A 14,412-nucleotide genomic window follows, 5' to 3' on the forward strand; every position below is an offset into this window, starting at 1 on the left:
TTAGGAGCGAATCGGCGAGAGGGCAGAGCGCAGTCCGTCTCCCACCAGGTTAATGGCTAGCACGCTACAGAGGATGGCGACGCCGGGTATGGTGACCGTCCAAGGGGCGGTGAGTAGATTATCTAACCCTTGAGACACCATGGCGCCCCATTCCGGGCTAGGCGCCTGGGCACCCAGGTTAAGGAAGCCCAGTGCGGCGATATCCAGGATGGCGGCCGAGATCCCTAATGTAGTCTGAATAATCATAGTATCCATGATATTAGGCAGGATCACATACCAGAAGATCTGCAAGCTGTTGGCACCATCTAGCTTGGCGGCGGTGACATACTCTTTCTGTAACTCTTCGTGCACCGCCTGATGGATGGCGCGGACAAACTGTGGCGTGAGCGCTATACCCACGGCCCAGAAGACGTTGCCAAGCCCTGGTCCTGTGACTGCCACCACCAGAATCGCCATTAGTAGCGAGGGGATCGATAACAGCGCATCGAGCAGATGGCTCAAGATACTCGACTTGAGGCCCTTCATCATGCCCGAGATGGAACCTATGATGAAACCCAGTAGCAGGGCGGTGATAACGATCGCCAGTGCCATGCCAAAGGTGAGGTGGGCGCCATGGAGCAGGCGGCTGAAGATGTCGCGGCCCAGGTCGTCGGTGCCGAGGAAGTGTTCGACCGTGCCTGTGGGCTCCCAGGAGGGGGCAAGCAGCAAGGCCAAGGGATCTTGATGCTCCGCACTATAGGGGGCGATAAGCGGACCAAACAGGGCCAATAAAAGTAGACAGCAGACGGCCCAGAGCCCGGCGAAGGCGAAGGGGTTGTCGGTAAAGGCCGACCAGATCCGGCTCATGGGCGAGGGGATATGATCTTCCTGGTAGATTTTAATTTGCGGCATAGAGCTCTTTCCTGCTGAGGGGGTTCATTGCCGTATGGATCACCTCGATAAGAATGCTTAAGAAGATGATGATTAAGGCGACGGCGAGGATCCCACCCTGTATCACAGTATAATCCCGTTGATAAATCCCTGATACCAGCCAGGCGCCCACGCCTGGCCAACTAAAGATCACCTCCACCACCATAGCATAGCTGGCAAAGGCGCCTAGCATGAGGCCGAGGTTTTTCAGCACGGGAATGAAGGCGTTTGGCAATGCATGGCGCAGCACGATCACGCTGGTGTGAAGGCCGCGAGCCTCGGCGGCCTTGATATAGGTCTGTTCCATGATGGATATCATTGCCGCGCGGGTAATACGCACCACCACGGTAAAAGGCAGTACCGCTAGCGTCACCGCCGGCAAGATGATGTGCAACAGGGCGTCGATGAAGGCCGAGGTGGCGTATTGTGAATCCGACAGCAGAGTGTCTATAAGTAAAAAACCGGTGACCGGGCGTATGTCATACAAGAGGTTAATCTGCCCTGAGATAGGCAGCCAGCCCAGCTGTACACCGAACCAGAGTGACAGCGACAGGCCGAGCCAGAATACCGGAATGGAGTATCCGGTTAAGGTGATCGCCATGATGGTGTGTTGGGTGATCTTATGTTTGCTCAGGGAGGCCAGCACCCCCAAAGGGAGGCCTAACACCAGGGCGATCAGCCCGGCGACGATACCCAGCTCGAAACTGGCGGGTAGCACGGCGGTGAGCTCATCGATCACCGGGTTCTGAGAGGTGGCCGAAATGCCCAGGTTGCCCGATAGACGCTGCTGCAGGTAGGCAAAGAACTGATGTGCTTGTGAGCTATCGAGTTGATAATCTTGCTCTATCTGCGCCAGTTCCTGGCTGGTCGGCGACTGTAGGCCCGTCAGCGCGAAGGTGTGTTCTACAGGAAACTTGCCGGTGGCGATAAACATGACCAGGAAAAGCACCAGCGAGGTGGCAAGGAAAAGGTTTAACCTACGGATCAGGTATCTGGCCATCAGTTGCTCTCCTTGTCGTCGTTGGCAAGGTGCGGCTGCTCGGAAGTCTTGGTAAAGGAGATGCCAACAAAGGGGGTCAGCTTAGCCTCGGTGACCGATTTCTGTTTCACCACCATACGGGTTGCATGGGCGAAGGGTAACAAAGGTACCTGCTCGGCCACATATTGTTCGGCCTCTTGATAGAGACGCGCCCGTTTCTCTCTGTCAGCGGTGGACTTGGCCGCGCTGAGGATATGGTCGAAGGCAGGGTCGCACCAGCGGGAGCGGTTGCTGTTGGTGCCCACAGAGGCGCAACTCAGAATTGGGGTGAAGAAGTTGTCTGGATCGCTGTTGTCGGCATTCCAGCCAATGAGTACCGAGTCGTAACCGCGCTGGCTCAGCTTCTGGTTGAAGACGCTCCAGTCATAGTTGACGATATTGACCCTGACGCCAATATTGGCCAGATCCGCCTGAATCAGCTCGGCGGTCTTATGGGCATTGGGGTTGTAGATACGGGCGACCGGCATGGCCCAGATATCGATGGAGAGGTCGCTCACTCCGGCTTCTTCGAGCAGCTCGCGAGCCTTCTGTGGGCTGTAGTCGATCATCTTCTCGTTGGCCGAATAAGCCCATGAGAGTGGTGGCAGCAGCCCCACGGCCTCTTCTGCGGTTTTCTGGTATACGGCCCTGAGAATGTTCTCTTTGTCTATGGCATGGGCCAGTGCGCGGCGTACCCTGACGTCGTTGAAGGGAACGCGCTCGGTATTAAAGGCCCAGAAGGCGACATTAAATCCTGGGAGCGAGTCGACCTCAAGCTCCTCTTTCTCGATCACCACGGGCAGTTCGCCAGCCTTGGGCAGGGCCGAGACGTTACAGTCACCGGTGATCAGCTTCGCCAGGCGGGTGGTGCTCTTTGGCGTGATGTCGAACACCAGTTGGTCGACTTCTGGTGTCAGGCGCCAATAGTTGGGGTTACGATAGTAACGAATAAAGTCGTTCTTTACGTAGTCGATAAGTCTGAAGGGCCCGGTTCCGATCGCCAGTTTGTCCAGCAATTCCTCCTGGCCCGAGCGCTCCAACTGGTCGGCATATTCTTTAGAGAGGATCACCGCAAAGCCTGTCGCCAGGTTAGAGAGGAATGAGGCGTCCTTGTGCTTGAGATGGAAGGCGACATGGTAGTCGTCAATCTTCTCTATATCGTCGATAAGCTCGGCAAAGCCGATGCTCTGAAAGAAGGGATAACCGCTTTTAGAAACAAAGTGATAGGGGTTATCGGTATCTATGATGCGGTTGAAAGAGAAGAGCACATCGTCGGCATTAAAGTTGCGGCTGGGGGTAAAGAGCTCGGAGCGGTGAAATTGTACGCCTTGGCGCAGCTCGAAGGTGTAAACCTTCTCGTCACTGCTCAGCTGCCAGGAAGTGGCCAAAGATGGGGTCATCTCACCGGTACTGGTGTCATAATCCACCAGGCCGTCATAAAGCTGCTGCGAGGTGGCATCTACCGTGGTGCCAGAGGTGACCAGCTGTGGGTTGAAGGACTCAGGGTTACCTTCAGAGCAATAGACCAATCCCGAGGGCACTCGCATCGGTCCACAGGCCGATAGCAGTGGCACGATACAACAAAACGCCGAACCTAACGTGAGACGTTTGAGCAGCTCTTTCATCAGCAGATGTAATAGTTATTTGAATGAAGAGGTTTATTTTAACAGTGGGATGGAGTTAGGGGCAAACATCATCTGCCCCCACGGGGCTTATTTGTCCAGTAAGTTGTATTTTTTTAAGATGCCTCGCAACTGGTGATAGCTGAGCCCGAGCAGCTCTGCCGTCTTCTTCTGGTTGTATTGCCCCGATTCCAGCGCTTTCTTGAGCAGTGTAATTTCTTGTTGCTCACAGTGATCCTTAAAATCCAGTGGGAAGTTGATATCTAGGCCGTTAGCTTTGCTCTCCGGCGCCGCTGCTGGTGTTACTAGGCTCTCTTGTTCGTTGAGCGGCTCACTCTGCACCTGGCGGGACTTTGTCTTGACGCGATTTGTCGGTCGGTAAGGAGAGGCGAAGGGGTCTATGGTGATGCTCTCGATAGGCTCATCCAGGTCAGTATTGCGATAGACGGCGCGTTCGACCACGTTCTTCAACTCACGGATATTGCCCGGCCAGTGATATTCCTGCAATTGCTCGATGGCATTGCGGCTAAAGCCGTCAAACTGTGGCTGCTTTAGCTGGCGAGCCATGCCGATGGCGAAGTACTCGGCCAGGGGCATGATATCTTCTGGGCGATGACGCAGTGGTGGCAGGGTGATCACATCAAAAGCCAGGCGGTCGAGCAGGTCGGCCCTAAATTCGCCTGCTTCGGCCAGTGATGGGAGATCTTCGTTGGCGGCACACACCAGGCGCACATCTGTCTGTACCGTCTTGCTGCCTCCTACACGCTCGAACTCGCCATATTCGATGACGCGCAGCAGTTTCTCTTGGATCAAACCTGAGGTGTTGGCTAATTCATCTAAAAAGAGGGTGCCGCCATCGGCGCGTTCGAAACGCCCTTCGTGTTTCTTGTTGGCACCGGTGAAGGCACCCGCATCGTGACCAAAGAGTTCGCTCTCCAATAGATTTTCGCTGAGTGATGAACAATTTAGCTTGATAAAGCTTTGATCCCAGCGCTTGGAGAGATAATGTAGACGCTCTGCGATCAACTCTTTACCAGTTCCGCGCTCGCCAATAATTAAGACTGGCTTAGATAAGGGTGCAATTTTTGAAACGTGCTCAAGGACTTCCAGTAGAGCGTTCGACTGACCTATGAGGTTGTCTTGTTGAAATTGATTGGCCACTTTATTTTTTAGTCTTTCACGCTAATTATTGGTGAAAATTATAATATGTGCCCTGTGAACTAAAATAAAGAAAAAGTTATAAATATGTTTAACTGATTGTTTTTAATCGGTATAGTTAAGTTGGCACGCTAAATGTATTAATCTAGGCGAAACCAACATAAATTTGAGGACAGTATTATGGGAATTTTCTCTCGCTTTGCAGATATTATTAACTCGAATATCAGCGCATTACTCGATAAAGCAGAAGATCCAGAAAAAATGGTTCGCCTGATCATCCAAGAGATGGAAGATACGTTAGTGGAAGTTCGTTCTACTTCAGCCAAGGTTCTGGCGGAGAAGAAAGAGATCATCCGTCGTATCGCTAAGGTGCAGGAGCAGGTTCAGGATTGGCAGGACAAGGCGGAACTGGCACTGGCGAAAGACCGTGAAGATCTGGCTAAAGCTGCACTGCTTGAAAAGCAAAAGGCCAGTGAGCTGGCAAGTAGCCTAGAGCAGGAGCTAGTGGTTGTCGAAGAGCAGATCGCACGCCTCAAAGAGGAAGTGAACCTGCTGCAAGAAAAATTGGCCGATGCCAAGGCGCGTCAGAAGACTATCATTATGCGTAAGCAGACGGCGTCTTCTCGCTTAGAAGTGAAGCGTCAGCTGGACTCTAGCAAGATTGATAATGCCATGAGCCGTTTCGAGCAATATGAGCGTCGTGTCGAAGGTCTCGAATCTCAGGTAGAAGCCTATGATCTGGGTAATCAGAAGACACTAAACGATGAGTTTGCCGCGCTGGAAGCTGATGATGCCGTGAACGCGGAACTAGAAGCCCTTAAGGCTAAGGTCAAATCAGCTAAAGCTAAGAAGCAGACTAAATAACAACAATTCTGAGGTGAGTTATGGATTTGGATTTATTAATAGCCCCAATTATTATCTTTATGGTAGTGGTGGCGCCCATCTGGCTGGTTCTGCACTATCGTAGTAAACGCCAAGTGAGCCAGGGACTCACTGAAGAAGAGTATGCTCAGCTTAATGAGCTAATCGGCAAAGCTGATAAAATGGCCCAACGCATCGAGACATTGGAAGCGATTTTAGATAGCGAGGCCCCGCAGTGGAGGAATCGAGATGAGCGAATCTAAGGGACGACCCTTATATCGAATCCCCGAGTCAGGCAAGATAGCTGGAGTATGCGCAGGGATAGCAGATTACTTCAACTTCGAAACCTGGTTGGTCAGAGTGGTCGCCGCATCGATATTTTTGCTTGGGGGATCGGGGGTTATTCTTATCATCTATGTACTACTCTGGATGATCTTGGATATCAAACCCGGCAGCGCAAAGGACAAGCAACAACACAAGGAGATCGAGGTGAAGAAGAAGATATGGCAGGCGGGAGAGCCGGCTACGGCAGCCTTAAGAGACGTTAACAACCAGTTTCGTGATTTAGAACTCAGGTTGCAGCAGCTTGAAAGGCACGTCACCTCAGATAGCTTCGATCTTAAACAACAGATCAATAATCTTTAAATCCTTTCAATGGGCGGTGTATACCGCCCTTAGCCGTATTAAGATTAGAAGCCTTTAGCCATAAGCCCTTAGCCAAAAAGCTCTTAGCAATAGTGAAATCAAATATGAATTCATTTAATCGCTCACTTCGTCAACTCGGCCATCATTCCAAGTCTTTGGTTAAACGCACCACCGACAATCATGTTCGCCTGGCGGTGACAGGCTTATCCGGCGCAGGTAAAACCGCCTTCATCACAGGACTGGTCAATCAATTGCTGTATGCCGGTGTCGGCCAGCGTCATAATGCACTGTCATTGCTAGAGGTCTCCCGTGAGGGACGTCTGCACGGGGTGAAGCGCGCCCTGCAGCCAGATTTGACCATAGCGAGTTTCGACTATGAGGGGGCAATGAGCGCCTTGTGTGGCGACACGCCTGCCTGGCCACAATCGACCCGAACCATCAGCGAACTGCGCCTGGCCATTCGATATCAGCCAATGGCAGGACTCAGGGCGAAATTTATCGACAGCGCGACCCTTTATTTGGACATAGTGGATTACCCCGGCGAGTGGCTGCTCGACCTGCCTATGCTCAAGTTGAGTTTCAAGGCCTGGTGCCAAATGCAGGCGCGCCGCGACGCCGTGTTGTCCCAGAGCACCCACTATCAGGCATTCTTGTCGGCCTGCCGGGAATTGGATCTCAAGCAGAGCGCCGATGAGCTCAAGTTAAAACAGATCGCAGGGCTTTATCAGGCGCTGCTGGTAGATCTCGTCGAGGAGCAAGGCTTTTACCATGCTCAGCCCGGGCGCATGTTGCTGCCGGGAGAGCTTGCCGATACCCCCATCTTGGCCTTCTTTCCGCTGCTGCATCTTAGCGAGGCCGAGTTAGACGCGGCCGAAGAGAGTCCAAAGCATTCCTACTATCAGGTATTGAAGCAGCGTTATCACAGCTATGTCAGCCAGGTGGTGAAACCCTTCTATCGAGACTATTTCGCCAAGTTCGATCGCCAGTTGGTACTCGTCGATTGCCTGACGCCGCTCAATCGCGGTAAGGCGCAGTTTGATGATATGACAGGGGCGATCGATGCCATCATGGAGAGTTTCCATTTCGGACAATCGAATCTGCTGAGAAGGCTGTTTGCCCCGCGGATAGATAAGCTATTGTTTGCCGCCAGCAAGGTGGATCACATCACCCGGGATCAGCAGGGCAATGTCTTGTCGCTCTTGTCTCACCTGGTAAAACGCAGCCAGCAACATGCCCAGTTTGAAGGCTGTGAAGTCGAGGTGATGGCGATAAGTGCCATCAAGGCGACTCAGCACGGCATGGTCCAGAGCCAGGGGAAATCGGTCGAGGTGGTGAAGGGCATGGAGCTCGCCTCAAATCAAGAGGTCACAATGTTTCCCGGCGAAGTTCCCACTCACTTACCCGGCGGTGATTTCTGGCGGAGGCAAGGCTTCGAGTTTGTCGATTTTGCCCCGCCGCGACTGGCCGAGCCTGGCGGTCAGGCGCAGTTTGAGCATATACGCCTGGATCACCTGTTGCAGTTTTTACTCGGTGATAAGCTGAGTTAAATCAGGTACTAGGATGTAGGGAACTAGCGGTTAGTAAGCAAGCATCGCAAAGAGGGCACCGAAAAGCGTTATGAGTAAAGCCGATATGCAGATTGAGAAGAAGCAAGTATTCGAGCCTCAGCAGGCCTTAAGCGTCACTAAGCTTAAGGCGGCCGAGCGCTTCGATGATCAGGTGGTGTTCGAGGGTGATGAGGCGGGTGAGGTCGACGAAGCGGCCATACAAGCGCTTGTGCCCGAACTTGACGGCATCGCGAGCAAGTCGCCATCAGGCCTGCGTAGGCGCTCATGGTCCTGGCTTGCCAAGGCATCTGTACTCGGTATAGGAGCTATCTTGCTGGTGGAACTGGCGCTGACGCTAAGCGCGGCATGGATCCAGAGCCCTTGGCTGTTTGGGCTTTATGGCGGTGTGACCGCCGTCGTGAGTCTATGGGCGACCACCATAGGCGTGAAGGAGTGGCGGCAGCTCCGCAGACTGCGTGCGGTAGAAGCGGCGCAGGCGGTGAGTGAGCGCTTATCTCAGAGCATGCAAAGGGGGGAGGCGGATACATTTATCGACAAGCTGATTACGAATCTGCCTAAAGATATCGATACCAATAGTTATTATCGCCTGGTGCATGAGGAGCATAACGATGCCGAGCGCCTGATGCTGTTCGAGAGCAGCGTGCTGCCACAGGTCGATGCTAAGGCGAAGAAGCTGGTGCATCGCTATGCCAGCGAATCGGCGCTCCTGTTGGCGGCCAGTCCTATCGCCGTGCTGGATATGGCGATCATTCTCTGGCGTAACCAGAAGATGATTGCTCAGCTGGCGAACTGTTATGGAATAGAGCTGGGCTATTGGAGCCGCATCAAGCTTGTTCGGTCGGTGATCACTAACATCATCTATGCCGGCACCAGCGAGATTGTTACCGACATAGGGACTCAACTGTTTTCGCTGGAGATGTCTGGCAAGATCTCCGCCAGGCTGGCACAGGGCCTAGGTGGCGGGCTGCTCACGGCGCGCTTAGGCTATCAGACCATGCGTCTGTGTCGCCCGGTGGTGTTTACGCCAGACTCTCAACCTAAGCTGAGTAAGATACATAAGGCATTGCTTGGCGAGCTGAAAGACTTTTCCCTATCAGTCCTGGGTAAAACAACTGTTCGTAACAAAGATTTTACATCCGGATAGCCGCTAATTTCTTGCGACAGGTTTACTCCGTGTCCTGAAACTGGGCAAGTTAGTGCATCGCTTCTACCCAAAGCCAACAATAATAGGGAGCGAGTATGACGGAGAAAGTGTATGCAAGATAAATGGAAACTTGCCACTCAGGTGATCCATGCCGGGCATGAGGCTAATCAGCATGGTGCCTTGGTATCCCCTTTGGTGCAAAGCGCTACCTTTACCTTTGAGACCGTCGAGCAGGGTGGTGATTGCTTTGCCGGCGAACAACAAGGCTATATCTATACGCGTCTTGGTAACCCTACCACGGCAGAGTTAGAACGTAAGATGGCGGTGCTGGAAGGCAGCGAAGCAGCCGCGGCGACCGCATCTGGCATGGCGGCGGTGTCTGCAGCCCTGCTGACCAATCTAAGCCAGGGGGACCACCTGGTCGCTTCTAAGGCTGTCTATGGCTGTACCTTTGCGCTGATGACAGAGCAGTTTAAACGCTTCGGCATAGAGGTGACCCTGGTGGATTTCTGCGAAGTCGCCAACATAGCACAGGCCATTCGACCCAACACTAAGGCGTTGTTTTGCGAGACGCCTGTCAATCCACATCTGGACGTATATGATCTTGAAGCTATTGCGGCATTGGCCAAGCGCCATCAGCTGGTGAGCATCGTCGATAACACCTTCATGACGCCCTTGTTGCAGCGCCCCTTGAGTATGGGGATCGACATGGTGATCCACAGCGCGACTAAGTATCTCAACGGTCATGGAGACGTGATTGCCGGTATCGTTTGTGGCACAGAGGAGATGATCACTAAGGTTAAACTCGAGGTGCTTAAGGATATCGGCGGGGTGATCTCGCCCCATGATGCCTGGCTTATCTTAAGAGGGCTCAAGACCTTAGATGTCAGACTGGCGCGCCATTGTGATAATGCCGAGCGGGTCGCCGCGTATCTTGAGCAGCACCCTCAAGTTGCCAGAGTCTATTATCCTGGTCTCAGGGGCCATTCGGGCTATGGCCTGCTTGGTAAGCAGATGCGCCGTGCCGGTGGTGTGCTTGCCTTCGAGCTTAAAGGTAGTTTCGATACCGCTAAGGCATTTGCTAATCGACTCAAGCTGTTTAAGATTGCGGTCAGCCTGGGGGACGCCGAGTCTCTTATTCAACATCCGGCCTCGATGACCCATTCACCATACTCGCCAGAGGCGAGAATGGACGCCGGAATAGGTGATACCCTGCTGCGGATCTCCCTGGGCCTGGAAGATAGCAACGATATCATTGCCGATCTGTCCCAGGCCTTTGAGGCCTAGGGCGAACAAACAGTGAAAATGGAAGATAAAAAAGCCTGCTTATGCAGGCTTTTTCTTTTTAGATGTTCCAGAACAGATGGGCGATCACATAGAGCGCCAACATACTGATGAAGTTGATGATAGCACCGGCGCGCATCATCTCAGACTGTTTGATATAGCCAGAGCCGTAAACGATGGCATTAGGCGGTGTAGCCACCGGCAACATAAAGGCACAGGATGCGGCGATGCCGATGAGCACGGAAAGCATTACTGGCGACAGCCCCAGGGCTTCGGCGATGGCAGCAAATACAGGTACTAACAATGCGGCACTGGCTGTGTTACTGGCAAACTCGGTAAGCATCACCACGAAGAAGATCACCGCAAAGGTAAACAGGGCCATATGGGTGTTGCCGAAGATATCGGTGACCCAGTGGGCCAGGAAGACGCTGGTGCCAGTGGCCTTTAATATGGCGCTGAGTGTGAGGCCGCCACCAAAGAGTATGAGAACGCCCCAATCTGTGGTTTTCTCAATCTTCTTCCAATCGACCAAGCCAAGGCCGGCCAACATGACCACGGCGCCGAGTGCCACTATGGTATCGAACTGGGGGATCCCGCCTAGCGCTGCTGAGATAGGCTTGCTGAAGATCCAGCAGCAGACAGTGGTGAGGAAGATAAGTAGCGTGAGCTTTCCCTGTAGGGGGAGATGTTCATTGTGCTTTGGAAGCTCGCACACCACGTTGAGGTTAGGTTTCAGGTAGAGATAGAGGGCGATCAACATGCTAGGCAGCATGAGCGCCACGGTGATGAGACCAAACTCAAGCCAGTCGGCGAAACTCAGGCCTACCTGGGCGGCGGCGATGGCATTCGGTGGGCTGCCTACCAGGGTGCCAATGCCGCCAATGTTGGCAGAGTAGGCGATGCCCAGCAGCATGAAGAGATAGGTGTTTCTGTGTTCTTTGATGTCTAGCTGTCTCAAGATCCCAAGTGCCAGGGGCAGCATCATAGCGGCGGTGGCCGTGTTACTGATCCACATAGATAGCAGAGCCGTAATCCCAAACAGGAACATGCAGGCAATGCTGAGTTTGCCTTTTGAGGCGGTCAACACCTTGTGGGCGATGCGTCTATCTATTCCCTGGTGGTTGAGGGCCGCGGCCAACACGAAGCCACCGAAGAATAGGTAGATGATAGGGTTGGCGAAGTTACTCATGGCCGCCTTGGTTTCGAAAACCCCTAGTAAGACGCCCATGATGGGGATCAGGATTGCGGTCACACTGATATGAATGGCTTCGGTCAGCCAAAGTACGGCGGCGAAGACTAAGATGGCGATGCCCGTATTCACCCCTGGCTCAAAGGGAAGGAAATTATAGAGCAAGGCAAATAGCACTATATCGCCAAACAGAATAGGCAAATTAGTTTGAGGCGGCGACTTTTGAGGCGGTGCACCGAGCGCCTCTTGCGTGGTGTCGAGGGACATAGAGGTTCCTTAATTATTATTTTGGCGCTCTACACTAGCCTAGCGGTTGTACCGCGCAACTAAATTTTTTATGTGGCAAAACTACAATCTATCGACAAGGTGGTGTGATGCGCGTCTCGATTGTCGCTTAACTTGGACTTGGGTCACGCCAAGGTGATTGGGGAGGATCATTTTTTTTTACGGCGAACGGGAAGCGGCAAGGAAATGAGTAACCGACTGAAATAAATTAATATAATTTATTTTGTGAGCGATATCACGCCGCGCGGCGCACCAAGCACTCACCGTTCACGTATTGGCGAATTTTTTGAACTTGTTCTATGTTTTCGAGGTGGCCGAGGAAAATGGACTGTTGGCCATGAATACCATAAGGATATAAGGAGAGCCCCCCAATGAAAAACCTAGTTCTGGCTGCGCTAGTTGCAGCATCATTTTCCCTTGTTCCCGCTCTTGCTGCCGAGCAGGTTTCAATACCTGCCGACACGGCTCAGGCGAGCCTAACCCAAGTTAATATCAATACCGCGACTGCCCAAGAGCTGACTAAGCTCAAGGGAATTGGTGATGTTAAGGCGTCAGCCATAGTCGAATATCGAGACGCTCACGGTAAATTCAATACCATTGAAGAGTTAACTAAGGTAAAGGGTATCGGTCCTAAGGTGCTCGAACAGAATAAGACGATGTTGTCTCTGTAGAGGCCTTATTTATCGATGGAATTTAGCCCGCGCACGCGGGCTTTTGTTTATAGATTCGGCAGTCGAGCCGATTCTAACGATTACTCTCGGTTATTGACTTGATTGCGGAGCAGCCTTAGTGGATAATGCAGGCCGTCTTAAGGATTTAATTGCTTAAGCATCTATGGTGACCCTAGGGTCCCCCCGCAATGATAACTTGTGAACTCGGCCAGGCCCGGAAGGGAGCAACCGCAGCAGGCGACTCATGTGCCGGGGTGTGGCTCTAGGGAAACCTCCAATTCCAACTATTATCAACGAGTTAACTCAGAAATACCTCAGGTGATACACTTGGTGGTACACTCGATGATAAATAGTCTATCTAAAAATCCTCCTTATCTGTTTTAATCTCGTCCTGACATCTGACATCTGACATCTGACATCTGACATCAGGTATTTGGTATGCGTAAATTGTAGCCCCTAAGCTCTGCAAAGCATTGTTGGGAATGGCGAGAGCAGCAAGTAAACTTATTTAGTGAAGTAGTGGCTATTCGTTAGAGGTTTTTCGATGAGTTTGCTTCAGTAAATTGGGCTGTATTCCAGCGTCAATTACATTCGACAAACTGAGATCCGCGGTAATAGTCTAGTGAGTGTGTCCATCAATGGCAATTTGCTGTTTGCGCGTTTACCATCCTTCTTCGCCATAGGCCTTTAGCCCTGTGGCATCTAACGCTAAGTGCTGAATGACGTCTCGAACCTAGTCTATGAGGAAATGTTAACCGCCTTAGCTCGTTTGCTAATACAGGACGTTGTTGCCTAAATCTAATTGAATCATTTTGCTCATCTGCGATCTGATCGTGAAAGCTTACAATCAGGTCGCATCATGGGCAAAATCACCATACAATCAAGCCTTAACTCAAAGAGGTTCGTTAACCTTTTGGATGGACGATGCTGCTATCAAGCACTGTCACAATCAACACCCTTCTGGGCGCAGAGGTCGAAGCAACATGTACAGTGACTCAGCCATCAGTACTGCGCTTATGATTAAGGGCGTGTTTAAGTTACCTTTGCGTGCGTTGGAAGGTTTTATCAACTCGATATTTCGGCTGATGGATGTTGACCTTAAGTCGCCCGACTATAGCTGTATCAGCAAGCGAGCTAAGACGGTTGAGGTCAACTACCGCCTAGGCTGTAAGGGACCTGCCAGACATATTGTGATTGACGCGACAGGGCTGAAGGAGAATGGAAAGTCCGTAAGCATGGTAAGGAGAAACGGCGTATATGGCGCAAGTTGCACTTGGCCGTTGATGCCGATAGTCACGAGATAGTGAGCGCGGTCGCATCGCTGGATAACATGCATGACAGTGAAGTACCCCTACGCTCATTAACCCACTTCGTCGCAAGATAACGCAAGTCTCTGCCGATGGAGCCTATGATACAAAGCATTGCTACGCAGTGCTTCAGCGAAAAAGCATTACAGCCACCATACCACCAAGAAAGAATGCCGGATATTGGAGTGGTGAGCATTCACGAAACAAGGCCGTAGATGCGCTTAAAACGGGTCAGTTAACATAGTGGAAGCATGATTGTGGCTATCATGAGCGTTCGCTATCAGTGACGGCTATATATCGTTATAAGCAACTCATCAGCGGCGAACTGAGCCTTCGCGATTACAACGCTCAAGTCGGTGAAATCATGGCAGGAGTTGCCGCGTTGAACAAAATAAGCAGGCTAGGTATGCCTGTTCGTCAGGTAGCTGGATAAATCACAGAAGAGCGCGGGATTACTACGCTTCCAGTACTGAATTGATCATACAGGTGTAATGTGGGCAAGGTATCTAGTTTAAACACCTAATTGATGAAGTAGTTGCAGTAATAGCAGTGGAATAGAAAAAATACGTTTATCATGGTGTGGTAATAATTACTAAACACAAGCTGTCGACCTTTATGTCTTGCTCTAGGGAATCCCCAGATAATTCCTTGTACAATCAATTAGTAGACACGCATGGTGCTGTTTGATCTAATCAATTTCGCCAAAAACAAACTAGAACAACACCATGCGCGACATTACAATACTACATGA

At 51.8% G+C, this 14,412-nt stretch carries 12 protein-coding genes, 1 other RNA gene and 2 pseudogenes; 9 read left to right on the top strand and 6 right to left on the bottom strand.

All coding sequences use genetic code 11. The features are described 5' to 3' along the window. The 4 genes from GNT65_RS06950 to pspF form a co-directional block, all read right to left on the bottom strand. Positions 1-891, bottom strand: a complete 891-nt coding sequence (locus GNT65_RS06950; RefSeq protein WP_160794654.1) for an ABC transporter permease subunit — start codon at positions 889-891, stop codon at positions 1-3. Next, positions 878-1,909 carry an ABC transporter permease gene (locus GNT65_RS06955; protein ID WP_160794656.1) on the bottom strand — a complete coding sequence of 344 codons (1,032 nt, stop codon included), beginning with the start codon at positions 1,907-1,909 and terminating at the stop codon, positions 878-880. The genes GNT65_RS06950 and GNT65_RS06955 overlap by 14 nt, the downstream gene beginning before the upstream one ends. Then, positions 1,909-3,552: an ABC transporter substrate-binding protein gene (locus GNT65_RS06960; protein ID WP_160794658.1), complete on the bottom strand. Its 1,644-nt coding sequence runs from the start codon at positions 3,550-3,552 to the stop codon at positions 1,909-1,911. Before GNT65_RS06960 ends, GNT65_RS06955 begins: the two co-directional genes overlap by 1 nt. Before the next feature lie 87 nt (positions 3,553-3,639). Next, a complete protein-coding gene (gene pspF / locus GNT65_RS06965; RefSeq protein WP_160794660.1) occupies positions 3,640-4,710 on the bottom strand; it encodes a phage shock protein operon transcriptional activator in 1,071 nt (356 codons plus the stop codon). Between the two features lie 177 nt (positions 4,711-4,887). Between pspF and pspA the strand changes: the two genes are divergently transcribed. The 6 genes from pspA (at position 4,888) to GNT65_RS06995 (ending at position 10,212) form a co-directional block, all read left to right on the top strand. After that, positions 4,888-5,571 (top strand): phage shock protein PspA, encoded by a 684-nt coding sequence (gene pspA, locus GNT65_RS06970; protein WP_160794662.1) that lies wholly within the window; start codon positions 4,888-4,890, stop codon positions 5,569-5,571. A 20-nt stretch (positions 5,572-5,591) separates the two neighbouring features. Further along, a complete protein-coding gene (gene pspB / locus GNT65_RS06975) occupies positions 5,592-5,831 on the top strand; it encodes an envelope stress response membrane protein PspB (RefSeq protein ID WP_041509393.1) in 240 nt (79 codons plus the stop codon). Continuing rightward, positions 5,818-6,213 (top strand): envelope stress response membrane protein PspC, encoded by a 396-nt coding sequence (gene pspC / locus GNT65_RS06980; protein WP_160794664.1) that lies wholly within the window; start codon positions 5,818-5,820, stop codon positions 6,211-6,213. The genes pspB and pspC overlap by 14 nt, the downstream gene beginning before the upstream one ends. Positions 6,214-6,317: 104 nt before the next feature. Next, on the top strand, positions 6,318-7,760 hold the full coding sequence (locus tag GNT65_RS06985) for a YcjX family GTP-binding protein (protein ID WP_160794666.1): 1,443 nt from the start codon (positions 6,318-6,320) through the stop codon (positions 7,758-7,760). 70 nt (positions 7,761-7,830) lie between these two features. Then, positions 7,831-8,925: a TIGR01620 family protein gene (locus GNT65_RS06990; protein WP_160794668.1), complete on the top strand. Its 1,095-nt coding sequence runs from the start codon at positions 7,831-7,833 to the stop codon at positions 8,923-8,925. A gap of 111 nt (positions 8,926-9,036) precedes the next feature. Beyond that, positions 9,037-10,212: a trans-sulfuration enzyme family protein gene (locus tag GNT65_RS06995; protein WP_160794670.1), complete on the top strand. Its 1,176-nt coding sequence runs from the start codon at positions 9,037-9,039 to the stop codon at positions 10,210-10,212. Between the two features lie 58 nt (positions 10,213-10,270). On the opposite strand, the gene GNT65_RS07000 is transcribed toward GNT65_RS06995, so the two are convergent. Further along, entirely contained in the window at positions 10,271-11,665 is a 1,395-nt protein-coding gene (locus GNT65_RS07000; RefSeq protein ID WP_160794672.1) for a DASS family sodium-coupled anion symporter, read from the bottom strand. Positions 11,666-12,054: 389 nt separating this feature from the next. Between GNT65_RS07000 and GNT65_RS07005 the strand changes: the two genes are divergently transcribed. Further along, positions 12,055-12,354 carry a ComEA family DNA-binding protein gene (locus tag GNT65_RS07005; protein ID WP_160794674.1) on the top strand — a complete coding sequence of 100 codons (300 nt, stop codon included), beginning with the start codon at positions 12,055-12,057 and terminating at the stop codon, positions 12,352-12,354. Positions 12,355-12,526: 172 nt separating this feature from the next. Next, positions 12,527-12,623, top strand: an RNA gene (gene ffs / locus GNT65_RS07010) — signal recognition particle sRNA small type. Between the two features lie 269 nt (positions 12,624-12,892). Here ffs and GNT65_RS20645 read toward each other — a convergent pair. Then, positions 12,893-13,137 (bottom strand): annotated as a pseudogene (locus GNT65_RS20645) (IS5/IS1182 family transposase); the annotation flags it as partial. Positions 13,138-13,184: 47 nt separating this feature from the next. Here GNT65_RS20645 and GNT65_RS07015 point away from each other — a divergent pair. After that, positions 13,185-14,094: pseudogene (locus GNT65_RS07015) on the top strand (IS5 family transposase). Positions 14,095-14,412 lie beyond the last annotated feature (318 nt).

Origin of the sequence: Shewanella insulae, from assembly GCF_009831655.1 — a bacterium.
Taxonomy (GTDB): domain Bacteria; phylum Pseudomonadota; class Gammaproteobacteria; order Enterobacterales; family Shewanellaceae; genus Shewanella; species Shewanella insulae.